The following is a 20,122-nucleotide window of genomic DNA, read 5'->3' on the forward strand; positions in this document are numbered from 1 at the left end:
CGCTGCTTAAGCTGCGCCAGTAGCAATTAAGGTTTCGATCACCTGGGCATCGGGAACACTCTTAATTTGGGCCTTCCCTATTTTTTCTAAGATCACGTAGCGGATTTGACCGCCCTCAGTTTTCTTATCTACCTGCATCAGTTCCATGTAGCGTGCCGCACCAAATTTTGGCGGAACTATGGGTAGGTTCATAGACTGAATGATGCTAGTTAATCGCTCTGCTTCGGCCTGTGTGATCTGATTGAGCCGACAAGATAAATCTGCGCCAAGCACCATTCCGCACCCCACCGCTTCACCATGCAACCACTCTCCATAGCCCATGCCAGCCTCAATAGCATGACCAAATGTGTGACCAAAGTTCAGGGTAGCGCGAATGCCACCTTCTCTTTCATCAGCAGAAACTACTGCTGACTTAATTTCACAAGAGCGCAATACTGCATGACCCATCGCATCTGTGTCGCATGCCAATAAAGGCTGAGCATTTGCTTCAATCCAATCTAAGAACTGAGAGTCAGCAATAGCGCCGTGTTTGACTACTTCAGCAAGGCCAGCCGAGAGTTCGCGCGGAGGCAAGGTCTTTAATGTATTGAGATCGGCAATGACAGCAAGGGGCTGATGAAAGGCCCCAATCATATTTTTGCCTAACGGATGATTGATACCCGTTTTGCCGCCTACAGAAGAATCGACTTGAGCTAAAAGCGTAGTTGGAACTTGAATAAAGTGAATGCCCCGCATGAAGCTAGCAGCTGCAAAGCCAGTCATATCACCAATAACGCCGCCACCGAGAGCAACCAACATGGTTTGACGATCAGCACCAAATTTCAAGAGATCATCAAAGATGAGTTGTAGATTTTTCCAATCCTTATAAGATTCACCATCGGGAAGAACAATGACTCTGACTGGCTTACCAAAAGTTTCTAAAGTTTTAGTTAGGCGCTGCGCATATAGCGGTGCTACCGTGGTGTTTGTAACGATATAAATCGAAGTTGATTTTTCGCAGGCATTAAATAGCTTGGGCTGATCGATTAAGTCAGTGCCAATATAAATAGGGTAGCTGCGATTGCCAAGATCAACTTCAAGTGTTTTCATCATAGTTTTCAAGCGGAGAGTTCAAGCTGCATGATTAAAGTATTAACCAGTTGATTAACGCTGGGTTTACCAGTTTCAATCACATGATCGGCAATCTCGCGATAAAGAGGGTCGCGAACTGCATATAAATTTTCTAGAATTTTTTTGGCATCACCATTGCGAAGTAGTGGGCGTCCTTCACCACCTTTAGTTCGATGCCAAAGCTCGGTTGGATTGGCGTGCAGGTAGATAACGGTGCCTTGTTCACTTAGCGCATTCCGATTCTCCGGAAGCAGTACCGCGCCACCGCCAGTAGCTAGGACAATGTTGTGCTCGCTAGTTACTTCGCGAATGGCTTGTGCTTCCCGTTTGCGAAATCCGTCTTCACCTTCCATTTCAAAGATAACGGGAATTTTTACGCCACATCGTTCTTCAATGACATGGTCGGCATCTAAAAACCGACGACCCAATTTCTTGGCTAGAACTTTACCGACGGTCGACTTCCCAGCGCCCATCAGGCCGATCAGAAAGATATTGTTTGTCGAAGAGTTCACCCTTCGATTTTATTAGGGTTTATCTAGAACAGTTGGGGTTAAGAAGACTAAGAGTTCAGTTTTATCTTGTAATTTGGATTTATGGCGAAATAAATGGCCAATTAGGGGGATATCCCCCAATAAAGGAACTTTGACCTCATCTTCTCGCTCAGTAGTTTGAAAGATGCCGCCAATAATCGCTGTGCCACCATTTTCAACCGTGACTTCGGAGCTAAGACTCTTTGTGTCAATGGCATATCCCTGCTCTGTTTTCATGCCAATGGTGTCTTTATTGATCCCCACCAGCATCGAAATCTTCCCATCTGGATGAATTTTTGGCAAAACCTCCAAACGGAGATTGGCTTTTCTGAACTGCAGTTTGCTGCCATTTTGCGTAGTCGTTTGATAGGGTAGCTCAGTGCCCTGTTCAATGGTGGCTTTAACTTGATCTCCCGTCATGATGCGTGGATTCGAGAGAATTTTGCCTTGCCCTTCTGACTCAAGCGCTGAGAGTTCGATTTGCAAGAGGCGACTCGCACTTCTGGAAACCAGAGTTGCGGCAACGGTGGCAGGGCTAAACCCATTCAGACCTGCCCCTCCTAAATCAAGGTTGCTACTCACGTTTCTATCTGGGATTCCACCAATATTCTTTGCTTGATGGCTTAGCTTGACTCCAAGCTCTCGTGCAAATCGTTCATCTGCCTCAACAATTCTGGCCTCTATCAAGATTTGTCTTGGGCTATTGATGTGATCCCCGCCAAAGGGAAGTGCAGCATCTTCGCGACGGTGCTTTTGAAATGCAGCAATTTCTGCATGAGGGCCGATCCAGTAGATATCCCCATTTCTGACCAGACGTAAACCTCGGCTGGCCAAAATAGAATGCAGCGCAGTTTGCCATGGGGTGTTGTTTAAATCGACTGTGATCTTGCCTTTGATGGATTCGCTCAATAAAAAGTTAGTGCCTCCCAGTTTTGCAAGAATTTGCAAAAGTTCCGACACTTCAATCTCAGTAAATTGCAAACTAATAGGCGAGTCTAAATGGGCATTAATTGAGCCTGTAGCTTTAGTTGGAATGGATAAAAAAACAGCAAATATGACAAGCCATTTCAACAGATTTTTGGGGTCAAGGATCATTCGGATTTTGATGGTTTGAGAATCATCGATTTGCCATTGGAATGGGTGAGGGTCGCTACTTCTTTATCGGCATTGCCAAGCCTCCAATCACCCAGCAAAATCGCACCCTTTTCAAACATCACAGCGCTTTTGCCGTTATGAAAAAAAGCACGCAGCACTCCACCTATTTGACTGACCCCCAAATATCGCCAGTGGCGAAGCTCTGATTCAAAAGAAGGCTCTTGAGACCTTGGTTTGTTGCCAAAAGAAGGCTTATTTTTCTTTAAAGAGTGAATACTCACTTCTATTAAATCAATTGATCCATATAAGGACTCTTCAATATCTAGCATCTCCTCTCTTAGAAGTGACACCTCCTTTTTGAGCTCAGCAATATGCCTATCTGAACTTTCTAACTTGGTTTGCTGAGCTGCATTTAGATGCTCAAACGCCATCAATCCAACTATCGCAATGCCAATAAAGCCAATAGCTAATCCAAGAAATAACCCTAATTGCTTGAGTTCTCCCATCTGAAGAATTGGCTTCAAAGCGCTAACTTTGGGCTGAGATCCAGAGTTATTTTGTTCGCTGAAGGAGGGGTGCTTTTGAGGATGTTTTTTTCGAATTCCATGCGGGTCTGGGATGGCGGGATCATCACCCAGCTCACTCAAAATGTCATCGAAAGACTGTGGGGAGATTTGGCGAGATGGCATCCCATTATTTTGAAAATACACAGAAGCAAAAGCCATCAGCAAAAATAGATGCTGTTGTAAGAAAGGCCTCTATATAAATGGGAAAACAAGGGTTTTGGAGCTTTCGGTGAAATTACCTAAGCACCCTATAATTTGGATATATGGCGCTCCCCCCAAAAGACAAGCCGACGTTCAATCAGCGTCCAATTCGTCAGCCCGACAGACGTCCTCGTCAACCTCGAGTAGATCCGGGCTCGTCTCATCAGTCTTCAGGTAGCCCCTTAATCAAGGCATTGCTCATTATTGGTGTGGCAGTTGCTTTAGTGGTGACGCTTTTATTGGGCTATGCCTTCTTGATTGCGAAACCGAATTTGCCAAAGATTTCGGCTTTAACTGATTACAACCCAAAAACGCCTTTACGTATTTATTCAGCCGATAAGGTGCTGATCGGTGAGTTTGGCGAAGAGCGTCGCAAAGTCATCCCCTTAAATGACATTCCTTTGGTAATGCGCAACGCAGTCATTGCTACTGAAGATGACCGCTTTTATTCCCACGGTGGTGTTGACTATATTGGCGTGCTCAGAGCAGGCATGGCTAACCTTCGTGGGCACTTAGCTCAGGGCGCATCCACAATTACGATGCAAGTGGCGCGCAATTTCTTTTTGAGTAATGAAAAAACATTTAGCAGAAAGATTTATGAAATTTTGCTGGCCTGGGAAATTGAGTCTGAATTAACTAAAGACAAAATTCTGGAAATTTATATGAACCAGATTTTCCTGGGTCAACGCGCGTTTGGATTTGCCAGTGCAGCGCAAATCTATTTCGGAATTGAATTAAAAGATATATCAGTTGCTCAAGCTGCGATGTTGGCTGGCCTACCAAAAGCACCGTCTGCCTACAATCCAGTTACTAACTATCGACGCGCTAAGATTCGCCAAGAGTACATCTTGCAGCGGATGCGAGACCTTGGTTATATCAATACTGAGGAATATCAAAAAGCCATGCTCGAAGAGTTGCACATTCGCGGCCTTGGCAACGAATTCGCGGTCCGTGCAGACTTCCCCGCCGAAATGGTGCGCCAGTTACTTTTTGCCCAGTATGGCGAGGCTATTTACTCTCAGGGGATCGATGTATACACAACCATTTTGAAGGCCGATCAAGATGCTGCTTATAAAGCAGTGCGTCGCGGTATTTTTGAGTACGACTTACGTCATGCTTATCGTGGACCAGAGGGATTTATTGATTTACCAGAAGATCATGTCAAACGTCAGCGCGCCATAGATGAGGCATTGCTCGCATATCCTCAATTAGATGACTTGCAGTCTGGCGTGGTGCTTGACGTTAAACCCAAAGAGATGCAGGTCATGATTTCTACTGGCGACACCATCACTATTAAAGGTGAGGGTATGAAATTGGCCGCTGCATCCTTAACGGACAGCACGCAACCCAAGAAGCGCTTACGTCCGGGTGCTGTTGTGAGACTGCTCTCGGATGGCGGTGTTTGGAAGTTGGCGCAGTTGCCACAAGTAGAGGCAGCCTTTGTTTCTATGAATCCGGAAACGGGCGCGATTTTGTCCTTAGTTGGTGGATTTGACTTCCGTCGCAATCAATTCAATCACGTGACCCAAGCCTTGCGTCAGCCTGGCTCTTCATTCAAGCCTTTTATATATGCGGCCGCTATTGAAAAAGGCTTTACCCCAAGCACCATGGTGAACGACGCGCCATTGTCTATTGGCAGTATGGAAACAGGCAGCCAAGCATGGGAACCTAAAAACTATGACGGCAAATATGACGGCATGATGCGTTTGCGTAATGCCCTAGCTAAGTCCAAGAACTTAGTCTCGGTTCGCATTATTCGTGCCATCGGCCCGTCTTATGCCCAGGAATATATTCAACGCTTTGGATTTGAGCCAGAGAAGCATCCGCCTTATCTCACAATGGCCTTGGGCGCAGGATCTGTAACCCCATTGCAAATGGCATCCGCATATAGTGTCTTTGCAAATGGCGGTTATCGAGTTGATCCTTTCTTAATTGAGAAGATGATTGATTCAAAAGGGGCCGTTCTTTTTGAAGCTAAGCCTGCTACCGTTGGTGACGGTGCCCCTAGGGTATTGGATGCGCGTACTGCATTTGTCATGGATAGTCTCTTGCAAGAAGTGACCAAGACAGGCACCGCAGCCTCTGCGCGGGCTAAGCTCGGACGCAATGACATTGCTGGTAAGACCGGCACTACTAATGAATCTCATGATGCCTGGTTTGCTGGTTACAACCCTAAGGTGGTAGCAATTGCCTGGATTGGCTTTGATAAACCAACCAGCTTGGGTGATCGCGAGACTGGTGGTGGTCTTGCTTTGCCTATGTGGATTTCATACATGACGACCGCTCTCAAAGATAGCCCACAGATCTCCCGTGAAGTGCCTAGTGGAGTAACGCAAGTCGATGGCGATTGGTTTATTCCAGAATTTGCCCCCAATGGTGGAGTTCGCGAACTGCAGTAGTTCGTAATCAACATGGCTCGGCAAGCGCGCACTGTTATACCTGGCCAAGTAATGCATGTCATGGTTCGCGGAAATAATCGTGAAACACTTTTCTTTAGTGATGAAGACCGTCGTGTTTATCTAGAGTGGTTACGCGAAGCAGCAAGGCAATTTGGCTGCGCTGTTCATGCATTTGCATTAATGCCTAATCATGTTCACATACTGTTGACGCCGCAAAACAATGATTCACTTGCGAAGACCATGCAATCTTTGGGCAGACGTTACGCCCAATACTTCAACCAACAGCATCATCGCTCAGGAACTATATGGGAAGGGCGCTATCGTTCATCCCTCATCGATCCTGATTATTTTTTACGCTGCCAGCGCTATATCGAATTAAATCCAGTTCGGGCTGGCTATGAGTCGAGCCCTCAAGAATCTGGGTGGACTAGCTTTGCGACTCATATTGGCGGGAATGCTGAGCCCTGGTTGGTTGATCACCAGCATTTTTGGAAGCTGGGTAATACCCCCTTTGAGCGACAAATGAGGTGGGCGGATTTTGTGAAAGAGGGCGCCCCCCATTGGGAAGACCGCCAAATCACAGAATCTTTGATTCGCTCCAAGCCTTGGGTAAGTGATATCTACGCCAAAAAGTTATTCAAAGATACCCCTGAGCTGGCACAAATACGCCATCGAGGGCGACCAAAGAAAATAAACTCTTTAAATTCAATAAGATAAGTATCATTTAGCCTTATTCAGAGTGCTGGACACAATGACTCTGTCCCCAATTTGAAAATTCAATTTGGTGCGACTGTTAAATAAATGGGACAGACTCATTTTATTTCTATTGCATCGGTATGGGTATTCACCTATATTTGATCTTCCAAAAGTTATCGGGCCTTTGTTGCCCCTCGGAAATACTATGACTACACAAATAAATTCAGATCTTCGCCCTATCGCTCAAGGTCTATATGACCCACGTAATGAGCATGACGCTTGCGGCGTAGGATTCGTTGCGCATATCAAGGGTAAGAAATCTCACGAGATCGTTTCTCAAGGATTGAAGATCCTTGAGAACTTAGATCACCGGGGTGCCGTTGGTGCGGATCCATTGATGGGTGACGGCGCTGGAATTTTGATTCAGATCCCCGATACTTTGTATCGCGAAGAAATGGCCAAGCAAGGAATCACATTGCCACCATTGGGTGAATATGGCGTTGGAATGATTTTCTTGCCAAAAGAGCATGCTTCACGTTTGGCTTGCGAACAAGAATTAGAGCGCACCGTGCGTTTAGAAGGTCAAGTTGTTTTGGGTTGGAGAGATGTTCCGGTAGACGTGAAGTTGCCAATGTCTCCGACAGTACAAATGACGGAGCCATTCATTCGCCAGATTTTTATCGGCCGTGGGCGCGACATCATGACAACCGATGCGCTGGAGCGCAAGTTGTATGTGATTCGTAAGACAGCAAGTCATGCAATTCAAGATTTACATCTCAAGCATGGCAAAGAATATTTCGTTGCCTCGATGTCTGCTAGAACCATTGTCTATAAGGGTTTGCTGTTAGCGAACCAGGTGGGTGCTTATTACCAAGATTTGCAAGATAAGCGCACTGTGTCCGCTCTTGCTTTAGTGCATCAACGATTCTCCACCAACACATTCCCAGCTTGGGAATTAGCTCACCCATATCGGATGATTGCGCACAACGGTGAGATCAACACTGTTAAAGGCAACGTGAATTGGGTGAATGCTCGTGAAGGCGCAATTAGCTCTCCAGTACTTGGAGATGATTTACAAAAACTGTGGCCATTGATTTATCCAGGTCAGTCAGATACTGCCTGTTTTGATAACTGTTTAGAGTTATTAGTAATGGCGGGTTATCCGCTAGCCCAAGCAATGATGATGATGATTCCTGAGGCATGGGAACAGCATGCATTGATGGATGACAATCGTCGCGCTTTCTATGAATATCATGCAGCAATGATGGAGCCATGGGATGGTCCGGCTGCTATGGCATTTACAGATGGTCGCCAAATTGGCGCTACCTTAGACCGTAACGGTTTGCGTCCAGCACGTTATTACGTTACCGATGATGACCTCGTCATCATGGGCTCAGAGGCTGGTGTATTGCCAATTCCTGAGAGCAAGATTGTTCAAAAATGGCGTTTGCAGCCAGGCAAGATGTTCATGATTGATATGGAGCAAGGCCGCATCATTGACGACGTTGAGCTCAAGAATGCTGTATCTAAGGCCAAGCCATATAAGAGCTGGATTGATGCAGTGCGCGTGAAGTTGGATGAAGTCGACGCTAGTAAAGCGGACTTGATCGATGAGAAAACCAATATTCGCCCAGCAGCAAAATTGTTAGATCGCCAACAAGCGTTTGGTTACACCCAGGAAGATATTAAATTCTTGATGGCTCCAATGGCTATGAATGGTGAAGAGGCAATTGGCTCAATGGGCAACGATAGTCCGTTGGCAGTTCTTTCCAACAAGAATAAGCCGCTTTATAACTACTTCAAGCAGTTGTTTGCTCAAGTAACCAATCCTCCGATTGATCCAATTCGTGAAAACATGGTGATGTCCTTGGTTTCGTTCATTGGTCCAAAGCCGAACTTGCTTGATACCAATAACATCAATCCACCAATGCGTCTGGAAGTCAGTCAGCCAATTTTGGATTTTGATGACATGACTAAGATTCGTCATATTGGCCACTACACCAACGGCAAGTTCCGCTCTTATGAGTTAGATATCTGCTATCCAGCATCATGGGGCAAGGCTGGCATTGAGGCGCGCTTAGCTTCTTTGTGTGCTGAGGCTGCTGATGCAGTTCGTTCTGGTTACAACATCTTGATCGTGAGCGATCGTCAAGTTGATGAGAATCATGTAGCAATTCCTGCATTGCTGGCTACTTCAGCAATTCATCAACACTTGGTACAAAAAGGGTTACGTACCAGCGTTGGATTAGTAGTTGAGACCGGCAGTGCTCGTGAGACTCATCACTTTGCACTCTTGGCAGGTTACGGCGCAGAAGCCGTTCATCCATACCTCGCAATGGAAACTTTGGCGGAAATGGCTAAAGGATTGTCAGGCGATTTATCTGCTGAAAAAGCAGTGAAAAACTTTGTTAAAGCAGTTGGTAAGGGTCTGCAAAAAGTTATGTCCAAAATGGGCATTTCTACTTACATGTCCTACACCGGTTCGCAGATTTTTGAAGCAATTGGTTTAAATCACGACATCATTGACCAATACTTCAAGGGCACTCCATCAAATGTGGGCGGTATTGGCGTGTTTGAAGTGGCTGAAGAAGCATTGCGTATGCATACAGCTGCATTTAGCAATGACCCAGTCTTAACTAATATGCTCGATGCTGGCGGTGAATATGCATTCCGTATTCGTGGCGAGAATCATATGTGGACGCCAGACACGATTGCGAAGCTTCAGCATTCCACACGTATCGGTGCAGATAAGGGCTATCAGACTTATAAAGAGTACGCCAACATCATCAATGATCAAACCAAGCGTCAAATGACTTTGCGTGGTTTGTTCGAATTTAAGATCGATCCGGCCAAGGCAATTCCATTGGATGAGGTTGAATCTGCAAAGGAAATCGTCAAGCGTTTTGCTACTGGCGCGATGTCTTTGGGTTCCATCTCTACTGAGGCTCATGCCACTTTAGCGATTGCAATGAATCGTATTGGCGGTAAATCAAATACTGGTGAAGGTGGCGAAGATCCAAATCGTTATGTGAATGAGCTCAAAGGCATTCCAATCAAGAAGGGTGAGACTTTAGCCAGCATCTTGGGTAGCGATGTAGTCGAGGCTAATATTCCATTGCAAGATGGGGACTCATTACGATCCAAGATTAAGCAGGTTGCCTCTGGCCGTTTTGGTGTAACAACAGAGTATTTGCGCTCTGCTGATCAGATTCAAATCAAGATGGCGCAAGGTGCTAAGCCCGGTGAAGGCGGTCAATTGCCTGGTGGCAAGGTTTCTGACTACATTGGTAAGTTACGCTTCTCAGTTCCAGGCGTAGGTTTGATTTCACCTCCTCCACACCACGATATTTATTCGATTGAAGATATCGCTCAGTTGATTCATGATCTCAAGAACGTCAATCCAAAAGCAGATGTTTCTGTGAAATTGGTTTCTGAAGTCGGTGTTGGTACTGTTGCTGCTGGTGTCGCAAAAGCAAAAGCAGACCATGTGGTGATCGCTGGTCATGATGGCGGTACTGGTGCATCACCACTATCTTCTATCAAGCACGCTGGATCCCCATGGGAGCTTGGTTTGGCTGAAACACAGCAGACATTGGTTCTCAATGGCCTGCGTAGCCGTATTCGAGTTCAGGCTGACGGCCAGATGAAAACCGGCCGTGACGTCGTGATCGGCGCTTTGTTGGGTGCAGATGAGTTTGGTTTTGCAACCGCCCCACTGGTGGTTGAGGGTTGCATCATGATGCGTAAGTGTCATTTGAACACTTGCCCAGTTGGCGTAGCTACCCAAGACCCAGAACTGCGTAAGAAATTTTCTGGCAAGCCAGAGCATGTTGTGAACTTCTTCTTCTTTATTGCTGAAGAAGCCCGTGAACTCATGGCGCAATTAGGTATTCGTAAGTTTGATGACTTAATTGGGCGCGTTGATTTGTTAGATACCCGTAAAGGGATTGAAAATTGGAAAGTTCATGGCTTGGATTTCAGCAAAATCTTTGCTGAGCCAGAAGTTGCCGCTGAAGTTCCACGTTATCAAGTCTTGACACAAGATCATGGCCTAGCTAGCGCACTCGACAATATTTTGATTGAGAAGAGTGAGCCTGCATTAGAGCGTGGTGAAAAAGTCTCCTTTATTGTTCCTGTGAAAAACGTCAACCGTACTGTAGGCGCAATGCTTTCAGGTGAAGTTGCTCAACGTTATGGTCATGCAGGTTTGCCCGATGACACCATTCATATTCAGTTGAATGGTACGGCTGGCCAAAGCTTTGCTGCTTTCTTGGCACGCGGCATCACCTTAGATTTGGTGGGTGATGGTAATGACTACGTTGGCAAAGGTTTATCAGGCGGCCGCGTTATTGTTCGTGCCCCACACGAGTTCCGTGGTGATACGGCTAAGAACATCATTGTTGGCAATACCGTTCTCTATGGTGCGATTGCTGGTGAAGCATTCTTTAATGGCGTAGCTGGCGAACGTTTCGCGGTTCGTAATTCTGGCGCAACTACTGTTGTAGAGGGTACTGGCGACCATGGTTGTGAATACATGACTGGTGGAACTGTTGTTGTCTTGGGTGCTACAGGCCGTAACTTTGCAGCAGGCATGAGCGGCGGTATTGCTTATGTTTATGACGAGGATGGCTTGTTCGACAAGCGCTGCAATACGACGATGGCAAGCTTGGAAAAAGTATTGCCTTCTTCTGAACAGATTGCCAAGATGCCGCAGTCTCAATGGCATGCCCCTGTCGATGTAAAAGATGGTGGCGAGCGTTTAACAGATGAGCAAATCTTAAAGGGCTTGATTGAGCGGCACTTCCGTCATACCGGCTCTGAGCGCGCTAAGGCAATTTTGGCTGACTGGGAAAATGCCCGCGGTCATTTTGTGAAGGTGCTTCCAACTGAGTACAAACGTGCACTCGGTGAGTTGTGGGAAAAAGCTCAAAACAAAACTGTTGCTGCTTAATTAATAAAGACATTAAGAAAAGATACTAAGGATTAGATATGGGTAAGGTCACTGGATTTATGGAGTTTGAGCGCGTCGATGAAACATACGAAGTGCCAGTTAAACGCCTCCATCATTACAAAGAGTTCGTTGCCGTTTTAACTGATGAAGAGGCCAAGGTTCAAGGTGCACGTTGCATGGATTGCGGTATCCCGTTTTGTAATAGCGGTTGCCCAGTAAACAACATCATCCCCGACTTTAATGATTTGGTATTTCATAGTGACTGGAAGAATGCATTGGATGTTTTGCAATCGACCAATAACTTCCCAGAATTTACTGGCCGGATTTGCCCTGCTCCTTGTGAGGCTGCTTGTACTTTAGGTATTAATAGTGAAGCGGTTGGCATTAAGTCCATTGAGCACGCCATCATTGATAAGGGTTGGGAAAATGGCTGGGTTAAGCCGCAACCATCCAAGACTAAGACTGGGAAAAAAGTAGCAGTAGTTGGTGGTGGCCCAGCAGGCATGGCAGCTGCACAGCAATTGGCTCGCGTTGGTCACGATGTGACTGTATTTGAAAAGAACGATCGCGTTGGCGGATTACTCCGCTACGGCATTCCTGATTTCAAGATGGAAAAGTGGTTGATCGACCGCCGTGTTGAGCAAATGCAAGCAGAAGGTGTGAAATTTGAAACGGGTGTTTTTGTTGGTAAAGAAGCTTTTGGCCCTGAAGTAAAAAATTACTCCACTAAAACCGTTGCGCCAGAACAGTTGATGAAAGATTTTGATGCGGTAGTAGTTACTGGCGGTGCAGAGCAGCCACGTGATTTACCTGTTCCGGGCCGTGAGTTGGCGGGCGTGCATTTTGCATTGGAATTTTTAATTCCACAAAACAAAGAAAATGCTGGCGATTTCAAAAATGAAATTCGCGCAACAGATAAGCATGTTGTCGTAATTGGTGGTGGTGATACAGGCTCTGATTGCGTAGGCACCTCAAACCGTCATGGTGCTACCAAGATTACCCAATTTGAATTGCTCCCACAGCCACCAGAAGTAGAAAACAAACCTTTGGTTTGGCCTTATTGGCCAACAAAGTTGCGCACCTCCTCTTCACATGAAGAAGGTTGTGATCGCGACTGGTCTGTTGGAACCAAGCGTTTTGAAGGTAAAAATGGCAAAGTTGAGAAGCTAATCGGCGTTCGTTTGGAGTGGAAAGACGGCAAGATGGCTGAAGTCCCTAATTCCGAATTTGAGATCAAGGCAGATTTGGTACTCTTGGCTATGGGCTTTGTATCCCCGGTTCAGCAAATGCTGAGTGCCTTTGGAGTTGAGAAAGATACACGGGGCAATGCTAAAGCTACTGTTGAGGGTCAGAATGCCTACCAAACTAATGTTCCTAAGGTGTTTGCGGCGGGTGATGTGCGTCGAGGACAGTCTTTGGTGGTTTGGGCAATTCGCGAAGGTCGCCAATGCGCCCAAGCAGTAGACCAGTATTTAATGGGGTCATCTGTTTTACCCCGATAATATCGGGGATATGAATAGTCCTCAGCCAAGCTCATTGGATGTCCAAAAACCCCTAGGTGAAGTTGTCGTCTCTATCAAAGACGTCAACTTTTCCTATGCGCCTGGTGAGCGACAAATTTTGTCGGGACTCAATATGGAGTTTCGTCGCGGTCAGGTAGTTGCGGTGATGGGTGGGTCTGGCTGTGGAAAAACAACTATCCTGCGTTTAATCGGCGGTCAATTTACTGCTCAAGCGGGACAAGTCTTATTCGAGGGCCAAGATATTGGCAAGATGAGCGGTGAACAATTGATGGCGGCTCGTCGTCGCATGGGCATGCTTTTTCAGTTCGGTGCTTTATTTACTGACTTGAGCGTTTTTGAAAACGTTGCATTCCCATTGCGTGAACATACTCATTTGAGCGAAGAGCTTTTGCGCTCACTCGTACTTATGAAATTGAATGCTGTAGGCTTGCGTGGTGCACGTGATTTAATGCCTTCACAAATTTCTGGCGGTATGGCAAGACGTGTTGCCTTGGCTAGAGCGATTGCACTAGACCCTCCTCTCATCATGTACGACGAGCCCTTTGCTGGTCTGGACCCAATCTCATTAGGAATTACTGCAAGGTTGATTCGTGATCTGAATAACGCCTTGGGAGCCACGAGCTTATTGGTGACTCACGATGTCGAGGAAACATTTGAAATCGCGGATTACGTGTATTTCATTGCAAATGGAAAGATTGGCGCACAAGGCACTCCTGAAGAGCTGAGTCGCTCTACTGATCCTTTCGTAAGACAGTTTTTAGATGCCGCTCCAGATGGCCCTGTGCCATTCCATTACCCAGGTCAAAGCTTGGAAGAAGATTTTGGAGTGAGGGCTTAATGACTGCGCTTCACAAGTTATTAGATTTATTGGGCGACCTTGGATTTTTTATTCGCCGCAATTTAGCCAGCCTTGGTCTTGCTGCACGTATGTTTGCTGCGGTTATTTGGCGCTCAGGTTTTTTGCTAAAAAGACCGCGCTTGGTCCTGGATCAAATTTTATTTGTAGGCAATCACTCTTTTGTGATTATTGCGGTCTCTGGTTTGTTTGTTGGATTTGTTTTGGGGCTGCAGGGTTACTACACCTTAAATCGTTATGGCTCAGAACAAGCTTTAGGTCTCTTGGTTGCTTTATCTCTTACTCGTGAATTAGGCCCAGTCATTACCGCCTTATTGTTTGCGGGTCGTGCCGGCACTTCTTTGACTGCAGAAATTGGCCTGATGAAGGCTGGTGAGCAGCTAAGCGCTATGGAGATGATGGCTGTAGACCCACTGAGTCGCGTGATTGCTCCTCGACTTTGGGCCGGCATTATTTCCATGCCAATTTTGGCAACGATTTTTACGGCAGTAGGCGTCATGGGTGGCTACTTTGTCGGAGTCCCCTTAATTGGAGTCGATTCCGGGGCTTTTTGGTCTCAAATGCAAGGTGGCGTGGATCTGTTTTCTGATATTGGTAATGGCCTAATAAAAAGCGTAGTTTTCGGTGTGGCGGTGACTTTTATTGCTCTCTATCAAGGTTATGAAGCCAAACCAACGCCTGAAGGGGTATCACAGGCAACTACACGTACTGTGGTGATTTCTTCTTTGTCGGTATTAGCCTTAGATTTCCTGCTAACCGCAATGATGTTCTCGAATTAGAAAGAATAAACTGAGGCTCTTATGAGAAAAAGTGCAATTGATATCTGGGTAGGAATTTTTGTTGCCATAGGTTTGCTGGCAGCATTATTTCTTGCATTGAAGGTTGGCAATATGAACGCCGTGTCTTTTGCGCCAACCTACAAAATTTCTGCACGCTTTGACAATATTGGCGGGTTGAAGCCCCGAGCTCCGGTAAAGAGTGCAGGCGTAGTGGTTGGTCGTATTGCCAACATTTCTTTTGATGACAAAACGTATCAAGCCACAGTGGTGATGACTATTGAGGATTCTTATAAGTTCCCTAAAGATTCATCTGCAAAGATTTTGACTTCAGGCTTATTGGGTGAACAGTACATTGGCCTAGAGGCTGGTGGTTCGGACGAGATGTTGACAAATGGTGAAAAGATTTCTCAAACCCAGTCTGCCATTGTTCTTGAAAATTTAATTAGTCAGTTCTTGTATAACAAGGCGGCTGATAGCGGTCAAGAAAAAGGCGCAGCAAAATAATGTTTTTTGCAGTCAAGTTCATTGGCAAGATGAAGCAATGCATCTTGCTTTGTATGGCTGTTGCGTTAGTGGGCTGCGCGTCTATTCCTGCAGGGGTTGAGCGCTCCCCAAATGATCCGTGGGAGCCATTCAATCGCTCAGTATTTGAGTTCAATGAAGGTTTAGATGCTTATTTACTGAAGCCAGTAGTGGCGGGATATCGGTTTGTGTTGCCCGAGTTTGTCCGCGAAGGCATTTACAACTTCTTTAGTAACTACAACGATATCTATACCGCTTTGTATAACTTGTTACAGGGCAAGCCAGACTTTGCATTTAATGACTTCATGCGAGTGGTTGTGAATACCACCATGGGTTTGGGTGGTTTCCTAGATCTAGCAACGCCAGGCGGCCTTGAAAAGCACAAAGAGGATTGGGGTCAAACACTTGGCGTGTGGGGCGTGCCTGCAGGGCCATATGTGGTGCTACCTTTCTTTGGTCCTAGCAATGTGCGCGATTCCTTTGGTACGGTTGCCGACTTGGAGTCTGATTACTTATTTAGGTTGCTGCCCGACGTTGCCCTCCGAAATAGTATTACTGGCTTACGTGTAGTCAATACACGTAATACTTATTACGAAGCGGGTGACTTATTAGATGGTGCCGCCATCGATAAGTACAGTTTTATGCGTGATGCTTATATTCAAAGGCGTGCGTATCAAATTAATGAGGGTCGTGATGACGAAGAGCCTTTGATGCCAGCTTATGAGAATGGCTATGAGTAAGGCTTAGAGGGCTAAAATTAGCTCTCAGTTGAAATCAATGTAGTAAATAAAAGCGGACGGATATATGACAAGTTGCAAAACGATTTCTAAATACCTAGCAATGGGTCTGTTTCTGTTTTCCAGCGCCTTGTTTGCTCAAGTGCCTGATCAATCTACCCCGCCAGACGCTTTGATCAAAATGGTTGTTACAGACGTAATGGTCTCCGTGAAAGCGGATCCAGAAATTCAAAAGGGAAATATTCCTAAAATCGTCGACTTGGTCGACAAGAAAATTGTTCCTTATACCGATATGCGCCGTACTACCGAAATGGCTATGGGCCCGAATTGGAAAAAAGCGACCCCCGAACAACAGGCTCAGCTCACTTCTGAATTTAAGAATCTGCTGATTCGCACTTACTCTGGTGCATTAAGTCAGTTGCGTGATCAAACTGTGCAATTTAAAGCCTTACGAGCTGCGCCCGATGACAAAGAAGTGATTGTGAAAACTGTCGTGCTTGGTCGCGGCGATCCAGTCCCCCTAGATTACCGCCTGGAGAGTACTGATAAGGGCTGGAAGGTTTACGACATGAACATCATGGGTGTTTGGTTGGTAGAAGCTTATCGCAATCAGTTCGCTAATCAGATAAGTCAAAATGGTGTTGAGGGCCTCGTAAAATTCTTACAAGACCGTAATAAGCAATTGGCTACTGCTAAACCAGCAAATTAATTTAAGCCTTTAGACCATGCCCTTTCTTTTACCTAAGACAGTTACACAAGAAAATGCTCTTCAGTTGCACAAAGAGGGTTTGTTAAATGCTGCCACGTTGCAAACAGTAGATTGCTCTGCGCTTAAAGATTTTGACTCTACCGTGTTGACTGTTTTATTGGCTTGGCAAAAAAAGTTACAGGCAGATGGAAAAGTCTTATCTATTGAGCATTCCCCAGATAAACTCAAAGTACTAGCTAACGTCTATGGCGTCTCCGCATTGCTGGGTTTATAAGAGCATGCACTCAGCAATTTCAATTAAAAACATTTCAAAGCATTATGGAGCCCTGCAAGCCCTTGACGATGTTTCATTAGCAATTGAGCCAGGTGAATTTTTTGGACTTCTAGGTCCCAATGGGGCTGGTAAGACCACGCTGATCTCTATCTTGGCTGGTTTGGTCAGGGCCGATAGAGGACATGCTGCTATCTTAGGTGCAGATGTTCAAAAGTCATCCCGTGATGCACGTCGCATGTTGGGCGTTGTTCCACAAGAGCTGGTCTTCGATCCATTCTTTACTGTTCGTGAGACCTTGCAATTTCAGTCGGGCTACTTCGGCATCCGCAATAACGATGCTTGGATTGACGAGATCATGGCTAATCTAGATCTCACTTCAAAAGCGGATAGCAATATGCGCTCTTTGTCTGGTGGGATGAAGCGCCGGGTATTGGTTGCCCAAGCTTTAGTACATCGTCCACCTGTCATTATTTTAGATGAGCCAACCGCTGGCGTTGATGTCGAGTTGCGTCAGTCTTTGTGGCAATTCATTAGCAGACTCAATCAAGATGGCCACACGATTGTGTTAACTACCCATTACTTAGAAGAAGCCGAAGCATTGTGTCAGCGCATTGCGATGCTCAAGCAGGGCAAGATTGTTGCACTAGATACTACCGCCAATCTGCTCAGTCGTTATGGTTCAGTGAAAAAAGATGGCGAAGGCAAGACTGATTTAGAAGAGGTGTTTGTCAACATTATGTCTGGGGGTGGACTGTGAGCAAGGCTACAAGTAAAGCTCTGAACAAGCCCACACTTGAATATGGCAGTGGCTTTCCAACACTCTTATTGAAAGAGGTGAAGCGTTTTTATAAGGTGGCCTTTCAGACGGTTGCAGCCCCCGTCTTAACGGCCGTCCTTTATCTGATGATTTTTGGTCATGTATTGGAAGGTCGGGAAGTATATGGGCGCTTGAGCTATACGGCCTTCCTCATCCCAGGCTTGGTCATGATGAGCGTATTGCAAAACGCATTCGCAAATACCTCTTCGTCACTCATCCAGTCAAAAGTGACTGGCAATCTGGTATTTGTATTGCTTGCTCCATTGAGTCATGTTGAGTTTTATGCAGCCTATATTTTGGCTGCAGTCTTTCGCGGCATCGTTGTTGGCCTGGGCGTATTTTTAATTACCCTTTGGTTCGGAATACCGGCCTTAGAGTACCCACTTTGGATTTTGGCATTTGCCTTTTTAGGCGCTGCCATACTCGGTAGTTTGGGATTAATAGCAGGTATCTGGGCAGATAAATATGATCAGTTGGCTGCTTTCCAAAACTTCATCGTGATGCCTGCCACAATGTTATCGGGAGTCTTTTATTCGATTCACTCTTTGCCTCCTGCCTGGCAAGTTGTATCGCATTTCAACCCATTCTTTTACATGATTGACGGTTTCCGTTATGGCTTCTTTGGGGTTTCTGATGCGTCCCCGTGGAGCAGCCTTGCAATCGTGCTCTGTTTCTTTGTAATTGTTTCAGCTATTGCTTTACGCCTATTGCAAAAGGGCTATAAGCTGCGGCATTAATGATTTGCACTATCTAGTCTTATTAGGAGAGAAGTATGTTGCCAACCCCCGAGCAAATTGAGGGCTATATCAAGCAGGGAATTAACTGTACCCATATTGAGGTAGAGGGTGATGGACAGCATTTCTTTGCAACGATTGTCAGTCCAGAGTTTGATGGCAAGCGTCTCGTACAGCGTCATCAATTGGTCTACGGTGCGATGGGTGATCGTATGAAGGCGGAAGTTCATGCTTTATCTATCAAGGCATTTACGCCCGAAGAATTTGCTCAGAACTCAGGCGCATAACAGCAAGATTTAAATCATATTAAAAAGTTTTTACTGGAATCGTTTCATGGATAAATTACGAATGGTTGGCGGAACCCCACTCAAGGGTGAGGTCGTTATCGCTGGTGCAAAGAACGCTGCCCTACCCATTTTGTGTGCTTGTCTCTTGACCGATCAACCAGTAGTTTTGCGAAATCTTCCAGACCTGCAAGATGTGCGCACAATGCTCAAGCTTCTACAGGAAATTGGCGTGGTTGTGAGTTTTCCCGATGCTAGCGATCGCAATCATGTAGTTCTCAATGCCGCCGTGATTAAGAGTTCAGAAGCTACCTATGAGATGGTGAAAACCATGCGCGCCTCTATCTTGGTGCTTGGCCCTCTATTGGCCAGAATGCATAGCGCCAAGGTTTCATTGCCAGGCGGTTGTGCAATTGGCGCAAGACCAGTTGATCAGCACATCAAGGGCCTAAAGGCCATGGGTGCCAATATCAAAATTAAGAGTGGTTATATCCAAGCCGAAACAAAGCCACAAACCGATCGCCTCAAGGGTGCTTCGATTTTGACCGACATGATTACCGTGACCGGTACAGAAAATTTATTGATGGCTGCCACATTGGCATCTGGCACAACTATTTTAGAAAACGCTGCACGTGAACCCGAGGTAGGTGACTTAGCCGAATTGCTCGTGAAGATGGGCGCCAAAATTTCGGGGATTGGAAGCGATCGCTTGGTGATTGAAGGGGTTGAGAAACTTCATGGTGCTGAGCACTCCGTGATTTCAGATCGGATTGAGGCGGGCACCTTTCTTTGCGCTGTAGCTGCTGTTGGCGGTGAAGTGCTAGTAAAGCACTGTCGTCCCGACACTTTAGATGCGGTGATGGTCAAGCTCAAAGAAGCTGGCTTGCAAATGGAAGTGGGCCCTGATTGGATCAAAGCCTCTATGCATGAGCGCCCAAAGGCAGTGAGTTTTCGTACCTCAGAGTACCCAGCATTTCCAACGGATATGCAGGCCCAATTGATGGCTGTAAATGCAGTGGCTAGTGGCAGTGCAATGATTACCGAAACTATTTTTGAGAATCGCTTTATGCACGTTCAAGAGCTCAATCGCTTGGGTGCTGATATTGCTATTGAAGGGAATACTGCCATTGCACAAGGTGTAGATAAGCTCTCGGGCGCGATTGTCATGGCAACTGACCTGCGCGCTTCTGCCAGCTTAGTCATTGCTGGACTGGCCGCTCAAGGTGAAACCCAGGTGGATCGGATTTATCACTTAGACCGCGGATATGACCGTATGGAGCAAAAGTTGACCCTCCTGGGTGCCAAGATCGAGCGCATCAAGTGAGGCTGAGAGATAATT

The 20,122-nt window shown here is 46.1% G+C and carries 18 protein-coding genes; 14 read left to right on the forward strand and 4 right to left on the reverse strand.

Annotated elements, in window-relative coordinates:
* Nucleotides 1-6: 6 nt before the first annotated feature.
* From aroB to FD961_RS00505, 4 genes are read right to left on the reverse strand one after another with little or no spacing between them, the layout of a single operon-like run.
* A complete protein-coding gene (gene aroB / locus FD961_RS00490) occupies nt 7-1,089 on the reverse strand; it encodes a 3-dehydroquinate synthase (RefSeq protein WP_215394294.1) in 1,083 nt (360 codons plus the stop codon).
* Nucleotides 1,090-1,097: 8 nt separating this feature from the next.
* Nucleotides 1,098-1,622, reverse strand: a complete 525-nt coding sequence (locus tag FD961_RS00495; RefSeq protein ID WP_143070583.1) for a shikimate kinase — start codon at nt 1,620-1,622, stop codon at nt 1,098-1,100.
* A gap of 12 nt (nt 1,623-1,634) precedes the next feature.
* Entirely contained in the window at nt 1,635-2,735 is a 1,101-nt protein-coding gene (locus FD961_RS00500) for a secretin and TonB N-terminal domain-containing protein (protein WP_215393658.1), read from the reverse strand.
* The gene (locus tag FD961_RS00505) at nt 2,732-3,424 is read right to left on the reverse strand and encodes a hypothetical protein (RefSeq protein WP_215393659.1); all 693 of its coding nucleotides are present in this window, start codon (nt 3,422-3,424) and stop codon (nt 2,732-2,734) included. The genes FD961_RS00500 and FD961_RS00505 overlap by 4 nt, the downstream gene beginning before the upstream one ends.
* Before the next feature lie 140 nt (nt 3,425-3,564).
* On the opposite strand from FD961_RS00505, the gene FD961_RS00510 reads away from it, so the two are divergent.
* From FD961_RS00510 to murA, 14 genes are all read left to right on the forward strand, one after another.
* Nucleotides 3,565-5,901, forward strand: coding sequence for a penicillin-binding protein 1A (locus FD961_RS00510; RefSeq protein WP_215393660.1), 2,337 nt, complete (start codon nt 3,565-3,567; stop codon nt 5,899-5,901).
* 12 nt (nt 5,902-5,913) lie between these two features.
* A complete protein-coding gene (locus FD961_RS00515) occupies nt 5,914-6,618 on the forward strand; it encodes a transposase (protein ID WP_215393661.1) in 705 nt (234 codons plus the stop codon).
* A 184-nt stretch (nt 6,619-6,802) separates the two neighbouring features.
* Nucleotides 6,803-11,548 carry a glutamate synthase-related protein gene (locus FD961_RS00520; protein WP_215393662.1) on the forward strand — a complete coding sequence of 1,582 codons (4,746 nt, stop codon included), beginning with the start codon at nt 6,803-6,805 and terminating at the stop codon, nt 11,546-11,548.
* Between the two features lie 38 nt (nt 11,549-11,586).
* Nucleotides 11,587-13,050, forward strand: a complete 1,464-nt coding sequence (locus tag FD961_RS00525; RefSeq protein ID WP_215393663.1) for a glutamate synthase subunit beta — start codon at nt 11,587-11,589, stop codon at nt 13,048-13,050.
* Nucleotides 13,051-13,060: 10 nt separating this feature from the next.
* Nucleotides 13,061-13,909, forward strand: a complete 849-nt coding sequence (locus FD961_RS00530; RefSeq protein ID WP_215393664.1) for an ABC transporter ATP-binding protein — start codon at nt 13,061-13,063, stop codon at nt 13,907-13,909.
* Nucleotides 13,909-14,706 carry a lipid asymmetry maintenance ABC transporter permease subunit MlaE gene (mlaE, locus tag FD961_RS00535; protein WP_215393665.1) on the forward strand — a complete coding sequence of 266 codons (798 nt, stop codon included), beginning with the start codon at nt 13,909-13,911 and terminating at the stop codon, nt 14,704-14,706. Before FD961_RS00530 ends, mlaE begins: the two co-directional genes overlap by 1 nt.
* A gap of 21 nt (nt 14,707-14,727) precedes the next feature.
* Complete coding sequence (gene mlaD / locus FD961_RS00540; protein ID WP_071464468.1) at nt 14,728-15,210, forward strand: outer membrane lipid asymmetry maintenance protein MlaD; 483 nt, start codon at nt 14,728-14,730, stop codon at nt 15,208-15,210.
* Nucleotides 15,210-15,968: a VacJ family lipoprotein gene (locus FD961_RS00545; protein ID WP_215393666.1), complete on the forward strand. Its 759-nt coding sequence runs from the start codon at nt 15,210-15,212 to the stop codon at nt 15,966-15,968. Before mlaD ends, FD961_RS00545 begins: the two co-directional genes overlap by 1 nt.
* Nucleotides 15,969-16,032: 64 nt before the next feature.
* A complete protein-coding gene (locus tag FD961_RS00550) occupies nt 16,033-16,674 on the forward strand; it encodes a phospholipid-binding protein MlaC (RefSeq protein ID WP_215393667.1) in 642 nt (213 codons plus the stop codon).
* Between the two features lie 16 nt (nt 16,675-16,690).
* Complete coding sequence (locus FD961_RS00555; protein ID WP_215393668.1) at nt 16,691-16,948, forward strand: lipid asymmetry maintenance protein MlaB; 258 nt, start codon at nt 16,691-16,693, stop codon at nt 16,946-16,948.
* A 4-nt stretch (nt 16,949-16,952) separates the two neighbouring features.
* The gene (locus FD961_RS00560; RefSeq protein ID WP_215393669.1) at nt 16,953-17,705 is read left to right on the forward strand and encodes an ABC transporter ATP-binding protein; all 753 of its coding nucleotides are present in this window, start codon (nt 16,953-16,955) and stop codon (nt 17,703-17,705) included.
* Complete coding sequence (locus FD961_RS00565) at nt 17,702-18,502, forward strand: ABC transporter permease (protein WP_251371282.1); 801 nt, start codon at nt 17,702-17,704, stop codon at nt 18,500-18,502. The genes FD961_RS00560 and FD961_RS00565 overlap by 4 nt, the downstream gene beginning before the upstream one ends.
* A gap of 35 nt (nt 18,503-18,537) precedes the next feature.
* Complete coding sequence (locus tag FD961_RS00570) at nt 18,538-18,786, forward strand: BolA family protein (protein WP_071464474.1); 249 nt, start codon at nt 18,538-18,540, stop codon at nt 18,784-18,786.
* A 46-nt stretch (nt 18,787-18,832) separates the two neighbouring features.
* On the forward strand, nt 18,833-20,107 hold the full coding sequence (murA, locus tag FD961_RS00575; RefSeq protein ID WP_215393670.1) for a UDP-N-acetylglucosamine 1-carboxyvinyltransferase: 1,275 nt from the start codon (nt 18,833-18,835) through the stop codon (nt 20,105-20,107).
* The last annotated feature ends 15 nt before the right edge of the window (nt 20,108-20,122 follow it).

The organism is Polynucleobacter sp. TSB-Sco08W16 (assembly GCF_018687455.1).
In the GTDB taxonomy this organism is placed as follows: Bacteria; Pseudomonadota; Gammaproteobacteria; order Burkholderiales; family Burkholderiaceae; genus Polynucleobacter.

Coding starts and splice junctions, on each gene's coding strand:
- FD961_RS00520 (WP_215393662.1), top strand. CDS start 6,803: ATGACTACACAAATAAATTCAGATCTTCGCCCTATCGCTCAAGGTCTA.
- FD961_RS00560 (WP_215393669.1), top strand. CDS start 16,953: ATGCACTCAGCAATTTCAATTAAAAACATTTCAAAGCATTATGGAGCC.
- FD961_RS00570 (WP_071464474.1), top strand. CDS start 18,538: ATGTTGCCAACCCCCGAGCAAATTGAGGGCTATATCAAGCAGGGAATT.
- murA (WP_215393670.1), top strand. CDS start 18,833: ATGGATAAATTACGAATGGTTGGCGGAACCCCACTCAAGGGTGAGGTC.
- FD961_RS00555 (WP_215393668.1), top strand. CDS start 16,691: ATGCCCTTTCTTTTACCTAAGACAGTTACACAAGAAAATGCTCTTCAG.
- FD961_RS00525 (WP_215393663.1), top strand. CDS start 11,587: ATGGGTAAGGTCACTGGATTTATGGAGTTTGAGCGCGTCGATGAAACA.
- mlaD (WP_071464468.1), top strand. CDS start 14,728: ATGAGAAAAAGTGCAATTGATATCTGGGTAGGAATTTTTGTTGCCATA.
- FD961_RS00510 (WP_215393660.1), top strand. CDS start 3,565: ATGGCGCTCCCCCCAAAAGACAAGCCGACGTTCAATCAGCGTCCAATT.
- FD961_RS00500 (WP_215393658.1), bottom strand. CDS start 2,735: ATGATCCTTGACCCCAAAAATCTGTTGAAATGGCTTGTCATATTTGCT.
- FD961_RS00515 (WP_215393661.1), top strand. CDS start 5,914: ATGGCTCGGCAAGCGCGCACTGTTATACCTGGCCAAGTAATGCATGTC.
- FD961_RS00505 (WP_215393659.1), bottom strand. CDS start 3,424: ATGCCATCTCGCCAAATCTCCCCACAGTCTTTCGATGACATTTTGAGT.
- aroB (WP_215394294.1), bottom strand. CDS start 1,089: ATGAAAACACTTGAAGTTGATCTTGGCAATCGCAGCTACCCTATTTAT.
- FD961_RS00550 (WP_215393667.1), top strand. CDS start 16,033: ATGACAAGTTGCAAAACGATTTCTAAATACCTAGCAATGGGTCTGTTT.
- mlaE (WP_215393665.1), top strand. CDS start 13,909: ATGACTGCGCTTCACAAGTTATTAGATTTATTGGGCGACCTTGGATTT.
- FD961_RS00530 (WP_215393664.1), top strand. CDS start 13,061: ATGAATAGTCCTCAGCCAAGCTCATTGGATGTCCAAAAACCCCTAGGT.
- FD961_RS00545 (WP_215393666.1), top strand. CDS start 15,210: ATGTTTTTTGCAGTCAAGTTCATTGGCAAGATGAAGCAATGCATCTTG.